The 19743-nt window shown below is 61.4% G+C and carries 20 protein-coding genes and 1 tRNA gene; all 21 read right to left on the bottom strand.

What is annotated here, in order from left to right:
• Positions 1-30: 30 nt before the first annotated feature.
• The 21 genes from P6U27_RS16090 to plsX all read right to left on the bottom strand — a co-directional run bounded on the left by P6U27_RS16090 (position 31) and on the right by plsX (position 19626).
• Entirely contained in the window at positions 31-471 is a 441-nt protein-coding gene (locus P6U27_RS16090; protein WP_407194298.1) for a hypothetical protein, read from the bottom strand.
• Positions 468-2723 (bottom strand): phage tail tape measure protein, encoded by a 2256-nt coding sequence (locus P6U27_RS16085; RefSeq protein WP_407194297.1) that lies wholly within the window; start codon positions 2721-2723, stop codon positions 468-470. The genes P6U27_RS16090 and P6U27_RS16085 overlap by 4 nt, the downstream gene beginning before the upstream one ends.
• A gap of 148 nt (positions 2724-2871) precedes the next feature.
• The gene (locus P6U27_RS16080; RefSeq protein ID WP_407194296.1) at positions 2872-3207 is read right to left on the bottom strand and encodes a hypothetical protein; all 336 of its coding nucleotides are present in this window, start codon (positions 3205-3207) and stop codon (positions 2872-2874) included.
• A 16-nt stretch (positions 3208-3223) separates the two neighbouring features.
• Complete coding sequence (locus tag P6U27_RS16075; RefSeq protein ID WP_407194295.1) at positions 3224-4000, bottom strand: hypothetical protein; 777 nt, start codon at positions 3998-4000, stop codon at positions 3224-3226.
• Between the two features lie 9 nt (positions 4001-4009).
• Positions 4010-4297 carry a hypothetical protein gene (locus P6U27_RS16070; RefSeq protein ID WP_407194294.1) on the bottom strand — a complete coding sequence of 96 codons (288 nt, stop codon included), beginning with the start codon at positions 4295-4297 and terminating at the stop codon, positions 4010-4012.
• Between the two features lie 15 nt (positions 4298-4312).
• Positions 4313-5884 (bottom strand): phage portal protein, encoded by a 1572-nt coding sequence (locus P6U27_RS16065; RefSeq protein WP_407194293.1) that lies wholly within the window; start codon positions 5882-5884, stop codon positions 4313-4315.
• Between the two features lie 146 nt (positions 5885-6030).
• Positions 6031-6393 (bottom strand): hypothetical protein, encoded by a 363-nt coding sequence (locus P6U27_RS16060; RefSeq protein ID WP_407194292.1) that lies wholly within the window; start codon positions 6391-6393, stop codon positions 6031-6033.
• A gap of 6 nt (positions 6394-6399) precedes the next feature.
• Positions 6400-8205 (bottom strand): phage terminase large subunit family protein, encoded by a 1806-nt coding sequence (locus P6U27_RS16055; RefSeq protein ID WP_407194291.1) that lies wholly within the window; start codon positions 8203-8205, stop codon positions 6400-6402.
• A 10-nt stretch (positions 8206-8215) separates the two neighbouring features.
• Positions 8216-8686: a hypothetical protein gene (locus tag P6U27_RS16050; protein WP_407194290.1), complete on the bottom strand. Its 471-nt coding sequence runs from the start codon at positions 8684-8686 to the stop codon at positions 8216-8218.
• Positions 8687-9173: 487 nt separating this feature from the next.
• Positions 9174-9779, bottom strand: coding sequence for a phage tail protein (locus P6U27_RS16045; RefSeq protein ID WP_407194289.1), 606 nt, complete (start codon positions 9777-9779; stop codon positions 9174-9176).
• 235 nt (positions 9780-10014) lie between these two features.
• Positions 10015-10290, bottom strand: a complete 276-nt coding sequence (locus tag P6U27_RS16040; RefSeq protein ID WP_407194288.1) for a hypothetical protein — start codon at positions 10288-10290, stop codon at positions 10015-10017.
• On the bottom strand, positions 10283-10681 hold the full coding sequence (locus P6U27_RS16035; protein WP_407194287.1) for a hypothetical protein: 399 nt from the start codon (positions 10679-10681) through the stop codon (positions 10283-10285). The genes P6U27_RS16040 and P6U27_RS16035 overlap by 8 nt, the downstream gene beginning before the upstream one ends.
• Before the next feature lie 811 nt (positions 10682-11492).
• Positions 11493-13853, bottom strand: a complete 2361-nt coding sequence (locus P6U27_RS16030; protein WP_407194286.1) for an AAA family ATPase — start codon at positions 13851-13853, stop codon at positions 11493-11495.
• On the bottom strand, positions 13853-14047 hold the full coding sequence (locus P6U27_RS16025; protein ID WP_407194285.1) for a hypothetical protein: 195 nt from the start codon (positions 14045-14047) through the stop codon (positions 13853-13855). Before P6U27_RS16025 ends, P6U27_RS16030 begins: the two co-directional genes overlap by 1 nt.
• A gap of 3 nt (positions 14048-14050) precedes the next feature.
• The gene (locus P6U27_RS16020; protein ID WP_407194284.1) at positions 14051-15256 is read right to left on the bottom strand and encodes a hypothetical protein; all 1206 of its coding nucleotides are present in this window, start codon (positions 15254-15256) and stop codon (positions 14051-14053) included.
• A gap of 85 nt (positions 15257-15341) precedes the next feature.
• Positions 15342-15590, bottom strand: coding sequence for a hypothetical protein (locus P6U27_RS16015; RefSeq protein WP_407194283.1), 249 nt, complete (start codon positions 15588-15590; stop codon positions 15342-15344).
• Between the two features lie 724 nt (positions 15591-16314).
• Positions 16315-16392: transfer RNA gene (locus P6U27_RS16010), tRNA-Pro, on the bottom strand.
• A 114-nt stretch (positions 16393-16506) separates the two neighbouring features.
• Complete coding sequence (locus P6U27_RS16005; RefSeq protein ID WP_122402946.1) at positions 16507-17085, bottom strand: MerR family transcriptional regulator; 579 nt, start codon at positions 17083-17085, stop codon at positions 16507-16509.
• Between the two features lie 24 nt (positions 17086-17109).
• Positions 17110-17454 carry an integration host factor subunit alpha gene (locus P6U27_RS16000; RefSeq protein WP_162500246.1) on the bottom strand — a complete coding sequence of 115 codons (345 nt, stop codon included), beginning with the start codon at positions 17452-17454 and terminating at the stop codon, positions 17110-17112.
• Between the two features lie 133 nt (positions 17455-17587).
• Positions 17588-18568, bottom strand: a complete 981-nt coding sequence (locus tag P6U27_RS15995) for a beta-ketoacyl-ACP synthase III (RefSeq protein WP_407194282.1) — start codon at positions 18566-18568, stop codon at positions 17588-17590.
• The gene (gene plsX / locus P6U27_RS15990; RefSeq protein WP_122402944.1) at positions 18565-19626 is read right to left on the bottom strand and encodes a phosphate acyltransferase PlsX; all 1062 of its coding nucleotides are present in this window, start codon (positions 19624-19626) and stop codon (positions 18565-18567) included. Before plsX ends, P6U27_RS15995 begins: the two co-directional genes overlap by 4 nt.
• Positions 19627-19743: the final 117 nt, after the last annotated feature.

Below are 19743 nucleotides of genomic sequence, written 5' to 3'. Positions count from 1 at the left end.
CAGGCCCCCTTGGTGGGAATTGCAGTTTTACTACTCCCACCACGGCGCTCCTGATTCCCTGCCGAGCTGTACGACATCGGCTGTGATCCGCGCGACACTGTCGGATTTTACGTCCTTCACCTCGAAAGTCTCTCCCGTCCGGCAGAGCTTGATCCTGTAGCCCTGCTTCAGCGGCCATGGCAACACGCGATGGTCGAAAGTGAAGACAGGCTTGCGGGTCGACACAAGCGGGCTGACGACATGCCCACTGTGTATCTTTCCCATGTTCTCGCCCATCACTACCGTTTCAGCTTTCGCCATGAAGACGGCCGCAACCGTTATGGCCTTCTCGGGTTCGGGTATCTTTGGGAAGTTGACGCCGCCTGATCGGACCGGAGTTACGATCACGGCCTCAGCCATGGTTTCGTCGATAGCGGCGGACACGTCCTGCATGCCTGCACGCCAATCGTTCACTTCTGGAAACAACGTCATTCCTGCGCTCCTGTCGGCGGCCCTTGCGGCGGCTTAACCGAATTGTCGCCAGGCCCTTGCAGGCCCGTGCCGAGTTGTCCGTTCAGATGCATGTTCGCTACCGCCTCCATGCGCTTGACCAGCGACTCGAAATAAGCCGTGGGCTTCACCTCGATTTGCAAAGATTGATGCAGCTCGGCTTCGCCGCTCACGGTGCCTGTTACGGCAACGTCCTTGAAGCCGGACGACTGACCGACTGCACGAATTGAGTCTTGCCAACCGAAACGGCTGCCAGTCCCATCGTCCGATGCTCCGAGCTGGCGAAGGTACTCGCTAGTCGCACCGCGTCGCACGTTCCATGTGCTCGGCTGGTAGCGGTCGAAAGGCCCGCTGTCGTTCACAAGGTCTTCAAACTCGCTACCGCGCATCGCGTGCAGCCGGGCCAGGTTTCGGCGGTAGTTCGCCGCCCCGCCGCCCTTGGCATCGTCAATCCCCGCCGCCTCTTTACGTGTCTCATCCCACAGCGTGGGGCCGATCAGGGTGCCGAGCGATAGCCAGCCAAGTCCCTTAGAGAGCAGCCCCAGGCCGGTGACAGCTCGCGAGCCCGCGACCCCGCCCGCAGCGTTTGCGGCGGTCGCCACGGCGCTTCCACCCGCCATCCTGGTCAAGGCGGCTGACGCCACGTTGGCGCTCGCCGCAAGGCCCGTGAAGCTCGATATGACGGAAGCAATGGTAGCTCCTGCCGCCGCGAGGCCAGACAGCGAAGCGAGACCAGCCGCGACGCTGACAGTCTGCTTCTGAGCGTCAGAGAGCCCAGCGGCGAAACCTGCGAGCTTCGCCCCGGCATCGGCAAGCGGTGTCAGCCATCCTTCGTTGGCCTTGACCATTTGCTTTTCGGCGCTGTCAATCGAAGCGCTGAGTCTGTCGACGGCCGCCGCCAAGCCCTGCATGCGCTCTTCGGCGATCTTCTGCGCGAAGCCTTCGCCGTGGTTGAGCTTTTCGAGGTATTCGCCGTATTGATCGCGAGCACCTAGCAGAAGCGCGGCCCTGCCGCCCTGCTTGTCCCCCAAGATCGCTTGGATATCGCGAGCGCTTGCTTTTTGAAGGATGGCTTCGAACAGCGCGCCACCATTGAGCGCGCCCTTTGCCAGGTCGTATTGACGTAGCGCCGTGTCGACCAAATGCTTTTGGTCCATCTTCGACAGCTTCTCGCCGCTCGCCTCAACGGCTTCACGAACGGCAGCCGTGAAGCCTTCGCGGCTGCCGAGCACGTTCCGGCTCTCATCCCCGAACGCTGCGGCTAGGCTCGCCTTGCCCGCGTCGGATAGGCCCTTGCCGTAGCGACGGCGCAAGCTCGCGTCTATAGCTTCCGGGCTCACGTTGCCTTGCGGCGCGAAGTCAGCGTAGTTAATGCCCATGTGGGCGAACGCTTCGAACGCCTGCTTTGTCGGCGCGAGCAGGCGAGCTGAGAACTGCCGCATGAAGACGCCAGACTCGTCGCCTCCCACATTCGCGCGCTTCAGCGTCATGGCCGCTGCGAACGCTTGCTGCGCACTGATACCGGCTGCGGTCGACATGCCGATACCAAACTTGCCGAACGCCTGAATGTCTTCAGGCGACATGGCACCGGCCTTAGCGGCGATTGCGGCAAGATCCGTTGATCTCGCGATCTCCCGCGATGCCTGCGCTGGATTGTGCAGGTGGATGCCCTGTCCGAACGTCAAGCCCTCAACGATCTTCGCGGCCTCATCGGTCTTCACGTTGAGCGCTTTGGCGAGCACAATGGCTTGCTTGGTCGCCGCCTCGGTGATTGGGGCGGAGAAGTTACGAGTGACGAACGCTTGCTGAGCGTGCAGCGTGTCTTCCGGCTTCAGGCCGTAGACTGTCGCCGCGTTGATCCTCTGCCGTTCCAGCAACGCCATGTCCGCGTCGCTGTAGTGCTGAATAGCGCGCTGGTAACGAACATCGCGCTCATAAGGAATGTAGTTCGTGAAGGCTGAGCGCGCGACCTGCAACGCCTTTGCGCCTGCAACACCCGCGACCGTCGCGCCGATTGCGGACTGCACCTTGTGGATTTTCTCCAACACAGAGAGGTGCTGCATGGCGGCTGACGTGGCCTGCCGAAAGCCGTTCGTGTAGTTTGTACCAGCGCTCTCGTTAAATGCCGCCTTCGCAGTCTGCGCGAGACGCTGCGTTAGCTCGACAAGCTCGCGAAGCTTGGGGCTGGCTTTGTCGTCGGCGCTGATTGTCGCCGTTACTGAAGGATTAGACATTCGTCCTACCTTGCATTCTTCTCACGGACCTTAGAGAGGTCCGCCTGCATCTTGATATGGGTAACAAGCCGTCCCACGCGCATGGAGTGCAGCTCCGAAGGCTGCACTCCGTAATCGCGAATCATCATCGCGACTGCGCGGCGGACGGTTAGGTAGGGCGTTGGTCCTGTACCCCGAGCAAAATGATGTGCGTCGCGACACCGCGAAGGCGCAGGAAGTCGCTCGCGCTCATCGCCTTCAGGACTAGGTCGTCAATCCCTTTCTCCACGATCATGTCGACAAGGAATTGCATGAATGCCTTGTTGTTGTCGTAGACGAACGTCACGCCATCCGGCTCGCCGTTCTCGCCCTTGCGGGGTTTCACGGTGAACGGCTCGTTATAGTCGACGAACGCTCCCGCAGTCGGCTCTTGCAGCGTGAGCGTGAGCACTTCGCCGTTATGGGTCTTGAGGGGACGTGACAGAGTGAAAGTCTCGGTAATCATGTGAGGAAATCCTTGGTTAGGTCTTCGGGAGCAACTTGGCGGCATCGATGCCGAGCTGAGCGAACACATTGCTCAGAGGCGTGCCGACACGGTCGTGAGTTTCGAGCGCAAGCCTCAGCGTCTTGGCCTCTTGGGTTCGGCCGCGCCCACTCGCCTCCATCGCCGCAAGGCGAATTTCGGTCAGCCGCTTCAGCTTCGCGGGCTCGACGTTCGCGGGCGTTGTGGCCTTCATCGGCGTCTTGCTCGCGCCGTATCCCATGTTCTTGTTAAACGCCGCCATGCTGTTGCTGATTTCGGCAAGTCGCGCGGCGCGTGGGTCGTCATTGGTCGTCATGGTCTCTTCCGTGGTGTCAGTGTGTTCGGTTTCGACAGGCAGCCCACGCAGGAATGCGCGTGCTTGGTCGACTGTCAGGTTTTCAGGTGTACGCGAAGTCACAAGCTCGGCCGTTGCGGACGGCCGCTCTTTGGCTTCAGGCGACGTAAAGATGGCTGAACGCCAGGAGGCTTTCGGATCGGGGCGCGATACGGCACGCGGCACGGTCGCGATTTGCGAGACGACAAACCCCATTGTCTTCGCCGCCTGTGCCGTGGTCACCAAGCCAAAGGGCGGTAAGCTCACAAGGTCCAAGTGTTCGGGGTGCCTAACGGCAATGCGCGCCGATGGCTCTACTAGATCGGCATATGGCGCTATGGTATATCCCAGCGCTTTTGCGTCCGCTCGCGACATCGGCTCGCCCGAAGATGTCAGCACCTCGCGGCGCGCTTCGGGATGAGTATAAACTACGGTCGTCATAGAAGTACCTCAGTAACGAAAGGGCCGGTACGGCCAACGGGCGGGGACGTACGGCCCGACGCGAACGGCGCGCCCTACGTTCATTCCCGATTCACAGATGGTTTCGAGGCGACGCACCTCATGCTGAAGCGTCTTCACGTCGGCACGATGGAACGTCAGCCATTGGTCGCCGTTGCGAACCTGTGCGCGCGCTTGGCCTGCCAGAAGCTGGTAAAGCGCGGCGCGAAGTTGAGGCAGGAACGCACAGGGGTTGTCGACGGCGGGGAGAATCCCGCCGCGCGGTGTACAGTCTGTCATGATCGTTATGTCCTGCTAGGTCGACGACGGCGTGTCGTCTTCGGGCTTCCAGTCGTCCCGGTTCTTCGGCACGGGGTAACGTAGGCCCGCCGCTTCGAGTTGCTCGCGCTCGCTCTTGCGTTGCGCCAGAACTTCCTCGAAGTCCAAGCCACGTTCGCCAAGCTTCGCTTCGAGCGTCGACAAGCCGTTTTCGATTTCGAGAATGTCAGCCTGCGCCGCTTTGAGCGGGTCGGCAACCGGCTTACCTTCACCGCGCCACACCGCATTGCTGTAAGCCTCCGGGGCTTGCCAGAACGCGGGTGCGCCCTGCGGAAGACGAATGCGCCCGGTCTCGCAAGCCTCTTCCATCCAGGCGACGAACACCGCTTGATAGAACGGCTCGACGATGGCACTGCGTCTGCGTTTGTTGATCCGCCACGGGAGCTCTTGCGCGAGGCGCGAAGCACTGAAAGATGTCTGCGAATAGTCGCCCGAAACGTCTTCCGCTGACGAGCCAGCGGCCTTAGCAGCCTCCCGCGACAAGCTCTTATCGAGCGCATCATGCACAGTGTTGGGACTCTGCGGCCGATGCAGCACAAGCCGGTCTCCCTTCATCATGTGCGTGACTACACCCGGTTGAAGATTGACCTTGACGTTTTCATAGTACGTTGCGCCAGCCGCCGCCCACGCTTCAGGCGATATTCCCGGAGGTGCCGGCATATCCATTGCATCAGCGGTCGCAAGCGATCTAAGGGCGTCATTGCGCGGCAAATCGGATTCCACTGTGGCGGCAACCATGGACTGCACCAGGGCGGCAGCTAGCCCAAACTCCCGCAGTGTCGATTTCGAATGTGCAGGCGTGAGAGCCGCAGCCAGCGGCGAGATGCCACGAATTTGCCCGGGTGCGATCAAATCGAACAGATGGCCGATGCGTGTACGGCCCCACGACGTGCGAGCCCGGACGAATACGGCTTGCGGCGCAGAGTTGAAATTGCCGAGAACAAACGGCCTGATCCAATAGCCCTCAACCCTGCCGTTCTTATCGAACTGAACGCCCTGCATGATGCTGCCCCCGTTGTTACCTTCGACAACTCGGGTAATGCTTTGGTCGAGCTGTCGGACATCAAGCATGTTGACTTTCGTCCGCGTGGCCGCACCGGCCGCCCGCTGCCAGTCGATAACGAACAGCGTTTCGCCTGTGAGCAGGAAGCTCTTGTATGCCGCGACCGCTAGCTGAGGCAGCGGGTGACGGCCGGAAGCATCGCACTCGGCACCATTCTTGGCCCAGGCCTGCCAGGCCGTTTCGATCTGACTCGACAGTTCGCGCGCAGCATCCTTGGAAATGCCTAGCGCAGCATAGTCAGGCCGTGACGAGAGCGTGAGCCCGTTCCCCACAGCGTAAGTCGCGAAGCCCTCTACCAATGCCGCAATGACCGGATTGGACATCAACAGGTCGAGAGTGATTGAGGATACTTGCGAACGCTCCCGGCTAATCTCGCTTCCCGGTGTGCCCCAATAGGGCTGCCAGCCGCCGAGATGACCGGACATGAACGGTGCGCCGTTGTAGCGCGCCCACACGAGCGACGGCTTACCGTCCGTCCCGTCCATGATTCCAGCTTGGGCGGATGTCGCCTCAATAGGTGCGAGCGTCTGCCTAAGCAGCCCCTGTGCCACGGTCGGCCGTGACGACCGACTGAGACGGGCCAAACGGGTGTTCCCCGTCCTCTTGTGTCGTTTGATCTTGGACATACTGTTTAGCCCTTCGCTGCACGGCCCTGCGCGCGGCGGTTCTCGGCGTTGAACGCCTTCATGCTGCCTTCGATCTCTTTCATACGTGCGGCCTTCGGGTCGCCTGTGATGTCGACCGTGGAGGCGCTCAACCCAATCGGGCCTTCGCGGTCCATAGCGGCAAGGTACGGATTGGCGGCAGGTGCCTCGGCTAGAATGCTGCGCGCGGTCTCAGCGTCGAGCGCAGAACCGAGCGCGAGCTTTTGCGCCATTGCCGGGTTGCGCTTGCCTTCCGGGCTTTCCAAGATAGCGGCAATACGCAAGCGCTCGCTGGCGATTGCAGCGTTTGCCTCGCCAGTCACGGCAGGCTGTTTCTTGTGGGCAGACATGTGTGGTTACCTCATGGGTTGCGAGAGCGCGGCTATCCGTTTGGCCGACTCTTCGAGGGATGGTTTGGGTTGTGTGAGCGCAGGCGGTTTGCTTATTGCAGCCTGCACATATGGGTGCCTCGCGATGGCTGTTGCATAGACCAAGCAGTCAAGGGGCTCGTTACGCCGCACAGTGCGGTGAAACTCGTAACGTGGCGCACCCTTGACGACGCGAGCACGCAACTGTTCAGAAGCGAGGCCAGCGAAGTAATCGTCGTCGAGATGATCCGGCAATCGGACAAAGCCAGGCGACGGGTGGTCGATGGCAAGTGCCTTTTGCACACTAAGCTTGACCGCGTCGACGCCCACAATCAGCAACCGCATTTGCCCCTTAAGGCGTCCGCCAGAAGCGAGTGGCATTCGGTCGAAGCCTTCTTTGCCCTTTACGGGAAATGCAGTACGCGATTTCCCGCGCTGCGCATGTATGAACTTCACGACTTGATCGGCGTTGAAGCCGGAATCGACGGCCTGGATTAGAACAGGCAACGCACGCCCGTCTGTCGTCGGGAACGTCGAGCCCATCGCTTCGTCGAGCTGTCGCCATACAGCGTCGCCACTTGTGTCACCCGTCAGCTTCAGGTGATTTAGAACGCTGAACGTCTGGTCGGCGTGGTGACCTAAGAAAGTCACTTCAAGACGATTCGACTGAACGTCTACACCTGCCGAGACACAGACAAGATTCGCATAGGGCGGCGCGATCTTCTCGGCACGCTGTTGCAGCTCGGACGGTGACAGCTCTACCTCCGTGCCAGCGTCATACACCTGCGCGAGCGTCGTATTGTAGAAGGTCTGCTTTTGCTCCGGTGTTGTGGCCGCCTCGTACTGTTGTGCGACTGATGCCATGGTGCTGAAGAGCGAAGACAGCTCCGTCAGATGGTAAGAGCGAATACCCTTCTCACCTATCGCCGTAGCTTGCCATGTGCCGCCTTCGATCATTGATCGGCGGGCGCGTTCGTCGTGAACCACGCCGCAAGCCTCGCAAACCAAGTGCGCCGTTTCAGGCTTGCCAGGCTCCCATTTCAAGCTCTCGAAGGCGAGCGGTGCCGAATGTTCGCAGTCGGGGCATTTGACGAAGAACTTCCGTTGATCGCCGCGCAGATACCAATCGTTGACGCGCGAGCCGACGCGAGTGGTTGGCGTACTGACGATGACGATCTTACGGCCCCTGCCTTCGAACGTCTTCGTTCGCTTGAGTGCCAGGCCGATAGGATCGCCCTCAACGCCTGCCGACGCCGCGAACCTGTCGATTTCGTCGAGAAACAGGTACTTCACAGCGCGAGCGGCTAGCTCGTCTGCCTTGAACGACGACGCGAAGCTTAGTTGTCCGCCCGGGAAGGTCTTCGCGGTGACCGAGTTGACGCCCCCGCTACTTCCCTTTCGCGTGTCTTGGCCCTTGCCGATCAGTGCTCGCAGCGCAGGCGACGAAGCCACAAGCGGGTCAAAACGTTCGCGTACAAACTCTTCCGAACGCCCTCCGGTCGGCGAGACGTGAAGCATAGGGCCGGGATCACTGGCGATGCAGTGCCCCATGATTGCGTTGATGGTAGTCGACTTGCCGGTTTGAGAAGCCAGCATGAGCACAATGATTTCAACGTCGTCGTCTGCGATAGCGTCGATTGGCTCGCGCTGGTAAGGCGCGAGACGCAACGGCCCAGGCAGTGCGTTCGCGCTAGCCGGAAGAACGATTTGACTTTCGGCGAAAGCAGTCGGCGCGACAATCGGCGGCGGCGCAAGCGCGCGCAACCATGCTCGCGCTAGGTCGTGGTCGATCATTGCGGATGTCCTAAGTCAGCGCCTCGATTTCGAGCGCTTCGAAGAATTTCTTTTCGTCGGCGAGTTCTCCGAGCACTATTCGAGCCTCGGCCTCGATAGCTCGCGCGATCTCGCGAGCGTCGGTCATCCCGGCTAGTTTGTCAGCGAGGCGATGCCCCAGCGACAGGAAGGCGGTGCGGGCATCGGCGAGTATGCGTATTCCGGTGTCCGTCACGTCCTGTCGGTCGATCAGTCGTCCGGCCAGCTTTTCGTTTTGGAGTCGGAACTTCTCAGCGCGGTACAGTTCAGTTTGCGCTTTGGCCTCCGTGTAAGCGGAGCCGTTGCCCCCGCCTTCACCCCTGCCGCTCGCGCTGTGGCCTAGCACCTTGTCGCTGTCGGCCCACGCTTTCACCGTCTCGACAGCCTTCGCAAAGTCGGCCGCGCATTCCTCTTCGCTCATGTTGGATGCTTTGAGCGCGCGGCGTACGGTCGCTTGGTTCAAGCTCGTTTCGTCGGCGATCTTGCTGATTGTGCCTCTCGGCCTGCCCATGGCGGTTCTCTGCTATTGAAATCGTTGGCGTTTTTTGCGCGAAAAGTGCGGCGGCGCACCGCAAGGGGCGATCTTCGGGTTTTCGTAAGGACCCAAGCGAGCCCCGAACGGCGCATGGCGTGCCGATTGGGCACTACCTTTTGCGTCGCCCCCGCCTGCCCCCGCGTTGGCTTCCCGCGACGTGCGGGCGCGCACTGTGCGAGGCCAAGCGCATGCGAAGGGGCAGGCGGGGCGACAAGAGAGCTTGCAATCGCGGTGCGCTGTGGCCTCCGGCTTGCCGCTCGAATAGGTGCGCGCCACGCCCGCGCGGATGAAGATCGCCCGATCAATCCGCTTTGAGCATGGCGCGCTAGCCGCCCGCGCTGCGACGAACGTAGCGGGTCTACGGCCCCGCAATGTCCGCTTCTCGCGCGCTGAGCGGTATCGGTGTTTGTGTCGATTAGTCGCCTGTATCGGCAGGCGGGGAGTACGGCAGGCCCTCAGCAAGTAGCTGCTTCTGTATCTCAGCCGGTAAGCGTGTAGCCAATTGCTTCTCTGCTTCCTTCTGCCATGCGACCCGCGCTGCGGCGTTGTCTTGGCCCATGGCGGTCGACGGCATTTCGGCATAGACGCCCTTGATCGGTAGTCGTTCTTTGCCACGCCTGAAGGCCACAAACGTTCCGCCGTTGGCGTGAACGAGAAACGCATTCTTGATTTGCAGCGACGTAGAACCGCCTCCCGTCAGGCGGAAGGTGCTCGCGCGTAGCCCGCCTGATTTGCTGACGCTCGCGCCCTGCACGTTGAGAATACCGATTCTCAGCTTGTTAGCTGTGAACGAAGCGCTCAAGTCATACTGAGTCGTGCGCCGCAACTTCGTGACGCCCGGCTTGATGCGTGCAACAGGAACGCCTGCGTCTTTCGCGATAATGTCGAGCGCTACCTTCCGGGCGGCCGTCGCGGATTTGTCGACAGCGCGGCGAATGGCGTTTCGCAGGCCGCGCGCGGATAGCTCGGAAGCCCAGGCTTCTAGTTTGCTGGCGTCAAGCGTGACGCTGAGTGACGGCATTGCACTTACCCACAATGTCTGAATTGTTAGTTGCGAGCGCTCCGCGCGATTGCTAACAGCGGCGGCTCTAACAACTACGGAGCTTACAAGTTGAAATCAGCGAAGAAGAAGGCGATACCTCAACGCCGCGAATGGACTGCGACCGACGTACGGACCTTGAAGAAGCATTCGAAAGCTCGCACGCCAGTCGCGAAGGTCTCTAAGGAACTAAAGCGCACTATCAGCGCGTTGCGCGTCAAAGCCTCTCAGCTCGGAATTGGTCTAGGCCACCAGCGCTGAAGCCCACACGGGCATAACGCGGTGCGTCGCTCGCTTTCACGATGACGATACGCGATGCGGCGTCCGCGCGCCGACGTGCGGCCCGCTCAATCTCTAGCTCGCTCAGAATGCGCTGTTCCCGGGCGGTCGCCATGACGCTGAAGCCGGTAGCGGCAAGTTGGATCATGGTCGAAGCGACGGCGGGGGTATTGGCCGCGAACGCGGCCTGTGCCCATGCTGCGGTGTCAATCATCTTTGGCGTTCTCGAAGCTGTCGCCGTCGCACACGAAGTCCTTACGGCCCAAGCCCGTGCGGACGAAGTTGACGGTCTGGTAAGTGGTTGGGTCAGGTCCGTTAGCGCCACAAGCGGCGGTCCCGACTCCAATGGTGGAAGCGAACAAGCCGCCGATAAGTTCGAGCGCGTCGGCCTGTCGTTCGACTGCATCTGCGATGCGCAGGTGAGCAGCTAGGATTGACTCGCTCAGCTCGGCTTGTCGCTCGACGGCTCGCACGATGCGAAGGCGTTCCGCAGCTCGCAACAGTTTGGGCTTAAGAGTGAGCGTGTCACCGGCATCAAGCGTGCGCGTGCGGCCGGGCTTAAGGCCTTCAATCAGTCCGGCATAGACCGGGTCGGAATATGTCATGGGGCGATCCTTCAGGAGATGGTTCGGCGGGTATGGGAAGCGGCGTGCCGCGCGGCTGGGGACTAACCGACCGCGCGGCTTGCCAAGAACGGAGAGGCCTAGACACCCGCCTGCAAGGCCCCTCATCTATGGGTGAACGCGCGCCAAGAATCGCGCACCGGCCGGAATTCGCCCGCTAAGCTGTTGGTCTGAAAGACTTTCAGTCTGCCGGTCTTCGACAACACTCCCGGCCTAAGCGCCGCCCGGGGACGCTTCGAGCTGGAAGGCCGATGCACCCATCCTGCTCTAACTCGATTGGCTCTCAGGCTCTCAGGCTCTCAGGCGTACAGTTGCGGGACGGTCGACGTGCCCCGGTCGGTCAACATGTCTACACCCCTAAAGGGTGTGTAGACATTGACCGACGACCGACCCCGGTCGACATGGTCGGTCAACGTCAACATTGACCGACCATTGTTTCTGTTGGGTTTTTCCCTCTTGGTCGGTCGAAGGTCGGTCAGTGGTCGGTCAACGTTTTAGGGTCGGTCAACGTCGGTCGGGTCGGTCGACCTAACAAGCGACGTTGACCGACCCAAAATGATGGGAATGGCGGGTTTACAGGTCCAAAAGCGAAGGGGCGGCCGGGCATCAAGACCGGACCGCCCCTCTTGTCTGTCAGGCTGATGGACTTTCAGCCTGGTGCTGATCTGTCCAAGCCCGGCACATGAACCTTGGCATGGGATTTGCTGACTTATCTCTACCGGGATTTTGCTGGTCACCCTCCCGGGGCTGGACAACGCCGCCTGCGAGTATTTCAAGCAGGCGGCGTCGTGTCCTATTCGTCATCGTCATCCACCGCGCCGAACTCAAAGGCCTTTGGCTCCGGCTTCGATCCGCCGCGCTTGTACACGCTGACAGGCTTCCGGCGCTCCGCGCCCTTTCCGCCCGCGTCCGACACGCCCTCAACGATCCAGCCGCGTTGCAGCCAGTCCGCAATCACGCTGTTGATGGTCTGCCTCACTTTCTTGTCGTGTACGTTCCATTGCAGCTCCCGCGCGATCAGCGCGCCCAGCCAATTGGCGTGACGCGGGTTTGCGCCCACAGGCTCGCCACCGTCGAGAGCCGCAAGAATCCTCTCGGCTGCTCCATCTTCGATTCCCGCTTCGCGCCGCTCATACTTGTACGGTGCAAGAGCCACGGTGCTGTCGGCGGCGAATTCCTCCGTGCCGTTGTCGGCAGCAACACTGTGCGTGTAGAACAGCTTTGCGCTGACATCCCGCGCGGAATAGTTCGACTTCGCGCCTTTCGACAGAGCGATGATGCGCGGCACGTCCTCGGACGGGATACGCAAGGCTTGTGCGTCGCGCGGGCTCAGACGGCGCATCGCGATAACCGTACGAACCGCCGTTGTGATCGCCCCCGCGCCGCGCGTGTCGTCCTGACTGGCATCCTCAACACTCTTCGCGCCCAGGTTCTTTTTGTCGTGATGGGCCAGCATCAACGCAATTCCGCGCTTGGCCGCGATCTTGTTCAATTCGATCAAGAGCGCATGCATAGCGGCGTTGTCGTTCTCGGGTATGGAGTGCAGGCCGATCAGCGGATTCAGAGCGACAATTTCGACGCCTCGCTCTTCAATCAACTGTTCGAATGCCTCCAACGCTGATTTCTTTATGACGACTCTGCCGTCGCGATACTCCGCAAACCGCAGCGGCGCTTCCACGCCGCTCAGGATAGTCAAATTCTTCTCCACCTCTTGGCGCATCGGTTCCGTGAATTGATGATGGGTGTAGTAGGCTCCCGCCCTGCGCAGCATCTCGCCTGTATCGTCTTCGCCATCGTACACCATGACCTTTCGCTGCTTGATTTCTCCGACGCCTAGATGGTCGACGCCGCAAGCGATGTCGATTCCGACGCTCAGCGTCCACGCGGACTTGCCGACGCCACCGGCAGCCGAAAGCAAAGTGACTTGCCCTTTCTGCAAGTATGTGCCGTAAACGTAAGCGCGCGGCGGCAACGCGCTGATGTCAAGATCGCTCGGGATGCTCGTTAGGTTTGCGGCCCATGCGGGTTGCTTGCCCTTCGGCTCATCTGCCGTCTCGTCATCTTCACTGACAGCACTGAACGCCCCACCGTCTGAGAGCGACACATTCGCGGCCGTTGCGGTCGTGAAGTCCTTTGAGAGGTTCCGGTCGTCATAGGTGCCGCTGCCTTCGTTCTTGTCGACATGCTCGCCGAATATGTCAGGGTACTCAGCGCAAAGCACTGCAAAGTCTCGCACGGTTGTGCGCGACGAAGCACCCTTCAAGGCCGATGCGGCCGAAAGGCGATTTGACGAACGGTCCGAACTCGGCTCATCCATCAGCTTGCGGAATTTTTCCGAACCGCTCTTCAGCCGATCAAGATCAAGCCTTCCATCCGTACCGAATACCTCGTCATAGGCAGGCCATTCCTCGTTTTTCAGCTCGGCAATGCCCGCCTTGACGCGCGGATCACTGTCATTGATCGACTCGCCCGACTGTTCGCCGATAAGGTCTGCCAGGCATTGCGGTAGTTCCGGCAACGTGTCCAACGCGACCGCTTCGATAAACCGTTGCAAGTCGTCAAGCGTGCCGTAGCGCTTGCCGTCCGCTCGCCAAGAGCCAGGCGCGACAATCTGGCCCGCAACGCCGCGCACGTTGCAGCCGAGCACGCGGTTAATCTGCCCCTCGCTATTTCGATACTTCCCCGCGCGGTCCGCGAAGACGTAATGCTTCGCCCCGGATTGGGAAGTCAAAATAACCGTGCCTTCGGGCGTGCCGCCGTGTTCGTCGAGATAAGCGGCCAGGAGCGCAGGGCCGTCCCTATCTTTGTTGTCCGCGTCGATCACAACAATCTTCGCGAGTCCGCAACAAATGCTTGCCGTTCCGTCGCGATGCGCGAGACGGTGCATGCGTTCCCATTTCTTCGAGTCAAGCGTCGACCCTATCACGCTCAGCGGCACCTTGCCTTCCGCAATGTATTCTTGCCGCGCCTTTTCGCGCTCACTGTCGGTCAGCTCAGTGTCTAGGTGCTGCCAACGCTTGATGCGCGAAGTCTTGTTAAGCGAGACGAAAACGGGAATGCCCGCCTTTATCAGCCGCAACCCAATATTGAAGTTGTGGGACCGTCGCAGGTCGTCGGGATGCGGAGGCGGCGCTTTCTTATCTGCTACAGTCATCAAGCCGCTTCCGTCTCAACGAATTCGAATTCAACTTCATCGAGGCCCGCAGCTCGGATAGCGCACAGAGCGGTGTTGTAGTTGGCCGCGTCGATTAAGAGTTGCCCCTTGTAGTAGGTCGCCGGAATGATGACCGTGAATGTTTCCCCGTCGCGGTTCGTGAATGTCGCAACGGCCGTTCCTCTCTTGGGCATGGCTTAAAGTCCCCCTGTCTGTGCGCCAATCGACGTTTCGACGTTCGCGCGTGCAGTTCGTTTAGTGCTCTTGGTTAATGCGGCTTTCTTGGGTTTGCGCGCCGCTGGCGTGTTGGGCTTCGGCAGCACCGGCCCGCTAGGGTTACGGCCATTCGCTGCGAGATAGGCTTTGATGCGCTTCACAAAGCGCTGAGAGCCGCAACGCTCCGAAGCCTTCCGCCGTTGATCCGCGTCGCCGCACAGCTCCGCTAGGCTTTCCGCGTCGCGCTCTGCAATCCACTCGTCGCGGTCAGCCTCGCTCATCTTGCCCAGCATCCGGCAGACTTCCGGGCTGAGAAGGTCCAATTCCGCGAGCAGCTCAAGGCGGCTATGCGGGATCATGCTCAGCGCTCTGTCGGTGCCTTTCTGAGCGTCGAAGCGGCTGAGCGTCGTTTCGCGCGCGAGCACGTCGACCATCTGATACTTCAAGCTCGCGTAGAGCCGTTCAATCTCGCGATGCCAAGCCGGGCTGTCGAATACGGTGCCGCGCGTTGCGCTCCGAATGTCGAGCTTCAGGCTTCGCAGCTTGCGGGCGTCGGCAAGGCTTTGGTCCTTCTCAGCAGCAATCGCCAGGATTGCAGCGTCAAGACTCGCGTCTCGCATGCGGGTGTAGACTGTCGAGGTGCTGCACCCCATTGCGACCGCCAGCTTTGCAGGCGTGCCGACGCCGAGAATTTTGCAATCGCGGCGAATGGCTCCCAAGATAAAGTCAGCCTCGAACTCGGATTGGGTGTTGGTGAGCAGTCGGAGCCCCGCTTCAATCCGGTCATATCGGCCCGCATCCTCGCAAGGCTGAGTGTGAGAAATGTAGAAATTATGCATAGCAACTTGGTGCCGACGCTTCGCGTCGATTTCGCTCTCCGGGTCCGCGTGCAGCTTCGCCCCGCTGTTCAGCGCGGCTTCGCTAACGAACTCAGGGCGCAACGCACCGCGCTTCTCGCTCACACGTTTGCCAAGCGACATGATGTCTTCGCTTGCGACGGGCGCGCCGTCTGTCCCAAGCGGGTTTCCGTTGGCGTCGTCGCCGTGCTGAGCCAGCCAGGCGGTGCCATCGGCCTCAAGGCTCTTCGAGGCTGTGGTCGTGCAGAGCGGCTCTCTCAGTTCAGTTTCGCCGTCGCGGGCGAGTGCTTCGCGGTCATCGAACAGCGAAGCGGGTGTATCGTGATTCATGGTAAGTCAGTCCCCATCACCGCGCGGCGTGTCGCTTCTCACTGAGAGGCTTCACGACGCTGCGGCGTTACGGCGTGCAGAGTGATCAGGCTTGGCGCTCTTCAGCGATGCGAGCGGCCAGGGTCGCGGCGATCTCGCCCACGGTGGGCCGTTCCGCCGGGTGGCCTATTAGTGCCGCAACGTGCGTAGGCGCGGGCTGGCGGTCGGTCGACAGGCCGCCGAGCCATGACGCGAGCGGGATTGCGAGTTCGCCGCGAACGATATGCGACGGAAGCGGAAGGCGGTCAGCGTGACGGCGGACCAGGCGTGCAAGCGTGTCTAGGTCGCGGGTCATCGTGCGACTCCCGAATCACGGACGGCGGCCATCTCGGTTTCGAGCCAGCGGTTCAGATGTCCTAGCTTGCGCGGCTGGGGAATCTTTCCAGCGGCCAACATGCGATTGAACGTTGTAACGCTCGGGTTGCCGAGTATCGTAATGAACAAGTCTCGGCCGCCGAGTCGGTGCGGATTGGGGAAGTCAGCGGGAATCGTGGCGCACGCTGTGCGCCGCGTAACGGTAGTCATTGGTAGTCTCCCGAAAACAGGATTTGAAGATCAGGCTGTTTTCGGGTCCCGCGCCGCAGCTCGGGTCATGACTAGTAGGCGTGTGTCGCGAAACCGCAGCTCGGGAGTGGCTGCAACTCGCCCGGAAGGCGAGCGACCGTTTTTCTTCGGTCATCAGAGTCGGCTAGACACACGCCTGTGCCTGAACATGCCGCCCCTACCGTCCGCCTCATACCCTTAATTCGGCGGTGCGCTTTTCAATGTGCTTCAGTCTTGTGTACGCGAGGCAATGGCAGCTTGTCGATTAAATCGCCCCTTAGAGAGCGACGACGCCCCTGCATGCACCTCTATGGTCAACGCCCCATCCTCAACTTGTTCGGCGCAAGGCGGACTTTTTTTTGTTGAGCGCGCAAAAAAAAGAGATCGCAGGCACACCCCCGCCCGCCGTTGTTTCCCACTTGTTTCCTAGCTCAATTTTGGGGTCACGAGGCTTCCGGCTAAGCCTTTGATTTTGTTGGTCGGAGCGAGAGGATTTGAACCTCCGACCCCTAGTCTCCCAGACTAGTGCGCTAACCGGGCTGCGCCACGCTCCGAATGTCGTTCCATTAGCTAGGATCGCCGCTTTGCGCAAGGCGACGTCACACCATTTTGGTGTATCCGCCCAAACCGTCCCGGAACTGCCCGCAAAGCCGGCGGGAAGCAGCTCTTCACCCGTCCTTCAGCGCCTGATCCAGCATCTCCTTGGCTGCGACGAGATCGGCAAGTGCCCGACCCAAGCGCTCCCGGTCCACCGCGCTGGGGCCGGCGGGTGCGGCGGCGGCGCCGCCCTTGCGGAAGGTGGTGAGGATCTCCTCGTCGTCGATCTCGGTGAAGCGGAAGTCGATGCCTTCCTCCTCATCGCCCTGGAAGTCGTCATCGTCGGTGTCGGTGATGCCCTTGATGGGCGCCTCGTCCTCGGGCTCCATCAGGCTCTGCCCGATGGCGTCCTCGATGGCTCCGAACGAGACTGCTGCCGCGCTGTCGGCGAGGCCCTGCACCGATTTGACGCCGTGCTCTTTCAGGATCCGCTGCACCCCGCGGATGGTGTAGCCCTCGCCGTAGAGCAGCCGGCGGATGCCCTTCAGCAGGTCGACATCGTCGGGGCGGTAATAGCGGCGTCCGCCGCTGCGCTTCATCGGCTTGATCTGGGAGAAGCGGGTCTCCCAGAACCGCAGCACGTGCTGCGGAATGTCGAGTTCCTGCGCTACTTCGCTGATGGTTCGGAACGCATCCGGCGCCTTGTCCAAATGCCAGTCCTTTCCGAAAGGCGGTTACGCCTCTTCCTGTTGTGCCTTGGTGGCGTCGCCGTTGGTGCGGTGCTGGGCATTGATCCGCTGCTTCAGGATCGCCGAGGGCTTGAACACCATGACGCGGCGCGGCGAGATCGGCACCTCGGTGCCAGTCTTCGGGTTACGGCCGATACGCTGACCCTTCTTGCGCACCATGAAGGAACCGAACGATGACAATTTCACCGTCTCACCCTTCTCCAGGCAGTCGGTGATCTCCTTCAGCACGAGTTCCACGAAGGCGGACGACTCCGTGCGCGACAGACCTACCTTCTGGTAGACGGCTTCGCAAAGATCAACTCGCGTTACGGTTTTGCTGGTCTCGGTCATCGCCCTGCCCCACCTCACGGCGAACAATTGTTGTCTGAAATTATGAGGTTACGATACGACGGTCAACAGCGCTCATCAATGCCGACGCATTCATAATCGGCGCTGATTCCGGCAAAATTTTATCTGATGTGGCTTACCAGCGCACCAGCGCGGAACCCCAGGTGAAGCCGCCGCCCATGGCTTCCAGCAGGACCAGATCGCCCTTCTTGATGCGGCCGTCCTTGCGAGCCACCGACAGCGCCAGCGGGATCGAAGCCGCCGAGGTGTTGCCGTGGCGGTCCACCGTCAGCACCACCTTCTCCGGCGCGATATGCAGCTTGTGCGCGGAGGCATCGATGATCCGCTTGTTGGCCTGGTGCGGCACGAACCAGTCGATGCTGTCGGCATTGAGCCCGGTCGCGTTGAAGGCATCGACGATGACATCGGTGATCATGCCGACCGCATGCTTGAAGACCTCGCGGCCTTCCATGCGCAGATGGCCGACGGTCTGGGTCGAGGACGGCCCGCCGTCGACGAACAGCTTGGCCTTGTGGCGGCCGTCGGAGCGCAAGTGAGTGGTCAGGACGCCGCGATCGGTCGCGGCATTGCCCGGCTGCTCCTGCGCTTCCAGCACCACGGCGCCGGCGCCGTCGCCGAACAGCACGCAGGTGCCGCGATCGTTCCAGTCGAGGATGCGCGAGAAGGTCTCCGCACCGATCACCAGCGCGCGCTTGTAGGCGCCGGTACGCAGGAAGTTGTCGGCGGTAGCGAGCGCGAATACGAAGCCCGAGCACACCGCCTGGAGATCGAAGGCCGCGCCATGGTTGATGCCGAGCCCGTGCTGCACGGCGACCGCCGTCGCGGGGAAGGTGTTGTCCGGCGTCGAGGTCGCGAGCACGATGAGCTCGATCGATTGCGCGTCCACGCCGCCATGAGTGAGCGCGGCCTGGGCCGCCTTGATCGCGAGGTGCGAGGTGAACTCGCCCTCGGCCGCGATGTGCCGCTCGCGAATGCCGGTGCGCTGGACGATCCACTCGTCGGAGGTGTCGATACGCGCCGCCAACTGGGCGTTGGTCACCACCTGCTCCGGCAAGTAAGAGCCGCAGCCGAGCACGACCGAACGAATTTGAGTCACGAAACAGCCTCCTGCGCGGCCTGCACGGAACTGAGTGCACCACCCTCGCGGTTGAGCATCTGATTGATCTTGTTCAGGAGATCGTAGTGAGCCATCTCATAGCCAACATCGATCGCATAGGCAAAGCCTTCGGCGTTGGTTCCGCCATGGCTCTTGACCACCACCCCGTTCAGTCCCAGCAGCACGCCGCCATTGGACTTGTTGGGGTCCATCTTGTCGCGGAGGACCTGGAAGGCGCTGCGGGCGAACACATAGCCGAGCTTGGAGAGCCAGCTCCGCCGCATCTCGTTACGGAGCAATTCCGCCATCTGCCGCGCGGTTCCCTCGGCGGCCTTGAGCGCGATGTTGCCGCTGAAACCTTCAGTGACGATCACGTCGGCCAGCCCCTTGCCGATGCCGTCGCCCTCGACGAAGCCGATATAGTCGAGCTCCGGCAGGTTCCTCGCCCGCAGGATCTCGCTGGCCTCGCGGATCTCCTCGTGGCCCTTGATCTCCTCGGCGCCGATATTGAGCAGCCCGACCGTCGGCCGCGTCTTGTTGAACAGCACGCTCGCCTTGGCCGCGCCCATCACCGCCATCGAGACCAGGTGGTGGGCATCGCCGCCGAGGGTGGCGCCGAGGTCGAGCACGACGGATTCGCCGCGCATGGTCGGCCAGATCGCGGAGATGGCCGGCCGGTCGATGCCCGGCAGCGTCCGCAGATGGAAGCGCGCCATCGCCATCAGCGCGCCGGTATTGCCGGCGGAGATCGCGACATCCACCTCGCCCTTCTTGACCGCATCGATCGCGAGCCACATCGAGGAGGTCTTGCGGCCGCGCCGCAGCGCCTGGCTCGGCTTGTCCTCCATGCTGACGGCGACGTCGGTATGGACAATCTTGGAGGCGGCTTTCAGCTTCGGGTGCTTATCGAGCTCGGGCTCGATCCTGGCGCGGTCGCCGACCAGCAGAAACTCGGTATCGCGATGCCTGCCCAGCGAGATGGCGGCGCCCGGAATGACCACGGCGGGGCCGACATCGCCTCCCATGGCGTCCAGCGCGATGCGAACCTTGCTTGGCATAAAAGTCCTGGAAACCTGGTCTGGTGCGGTCTGTGCTAGCGGGGCCGCAAAATGGGTTCGCCACGGACATGGCGATCGGCCAAGCGCCACGCCGCACCCGGACCGGGGCGCGACAAT

The sequence above is a fragment of the Bradyrhizobium sp. STM 3566 genome, from assembly GCF_045571445.1.
Classification (GTDB): Bacteria; Pseudomonadota; Alphaproteobacteria; order Rhizobiales; family Xanthobacteraceae; genus Bradyrhizobium; species Bradyrhizobium vignae.
Note: the sequence above shows the minus strand (reverse complement) of the source record. Positions and strands in the feature narration are given on the sequence as shown.

Bases quoted from the DNA above. Each gene is read 5' to 3' on its own strand.
- P6U27_RS16040 (WP_407194288.1), bottom strand. From the start codon at position 10,290: ATGATTGACACCGCAGCATGGGCACAGGCCGCGTTCGCGGCCAATACC.
- P6U27_RS16025 (WP_407194285.1), bottom strand. From the start codon at position 14,047: ATGCCCAAGAGAGGAACGGCCGTTGCGACATTCACGAACCGCGACGGG.
- P6U27_RS16065 (WP_407194293.1), bottom strand. From the start codon at position 5,884: ATGGACGGGACGGACGGTAAGCCGTCGCTCGTGTGGGCGCGCTACAAC.
- P6U27_RS16020 (WP_407194284.1), bottom strand. From the start codon at position 15,256: ATGAATCACGATACACCCGCTTCGCTGTTCGATGACCGCGAAGCACTC.
- P6U27_RS16015 (WP_407194283.1), bottom strand. From the start codon at position 15,590: ATGACCCGCGACCTAGACACGCTTGCACGCCTGGTCCGCCGTCACGCT.
- P6U27_RS16060 (WP_407194292.1), bottom strand. From the start codon at position 6,393: ATGTCTGCCCACAAGAAACAGCCTGCCGTGACTGGCGAGGCAAACGCT.
- P6U27_RS16035 (WP_407194287.1), bottom strand. From the start codon at position 10,681: ATGACATATTCCGACCCGGTCTATGCCGGACTGATTGAAGGCCTTAAG.
- P6U27_RS16085 (WP_407194297.1), bottom strand. From the start codon at position 2,723: ATGTCTAATCCTTCAGTAACGGCGACAATCAGCGCCGACGACAAAGCC.
- P6U27_RS16080 (WP_407194296.1), bottom strand. From the start codon at position 3,207: ATGATTACCGAGACTTTCACTCTGTCACGTCCCCTCAAGACCCATAAC.
- P6U27_RS16045 (WP_407194289.1), bottom strand. From the start codon at position 9,779: ATGCCGTCACTCAGCGTCACGCTTGACGCCAGCAAACTAGAAGCCTGG.
- P6U27_RS16055 (WP_407194291.1), bottom strand. From the start codon at position 8,205: ATGATCGACCACGACCTAGCGCGAGCATGGTTGCGCGCGCTTGCGCCG.
- P6U27_RS16090 (WP_407194298.1), bottom strand. From the start codon at position 471: ATGACGTTGTTTCCAGAAGTGAACGATTGGCGTGCAGGCATGCAGGAC.
- P6U27_RS16075 (WP_407194295.1), bottom strand. From the start codon at position 4,000: ATGACGACCGTAGTTTATACTCATCCCGAAGCGCGCCGCGAGGTGCTG.
- P6U27_RS16070 (WP_407194294.1), bottom strand. From the start codon at position 4,297: ATGACAGACTGTACACCGCGCGGCGGGATTCTCCCCGCCGTCGACAAC.
- P6U27_RS16030 (WP_407194286.1), bottom strand. From the start codon at position 13,853: ATGACTGTAGCAGATAAGAAAGCGCCGCCTCCGCATCCCGACGACCTG.
- plsX (WP_122402944.1), bottom strand. From the start codon at position 19,626: ATGCCAAGCAAGGTTCGCATCGCGCTGGACGCCATGGGAGGCGATGTC.
- P6U27_RS16000 (WP_162500246.1), bottom strand. From the start codon at position 17,454: ATGACCGAGACCAGCAAAACCGTAACGCGAGTTGATCTTTGCGAAGCC.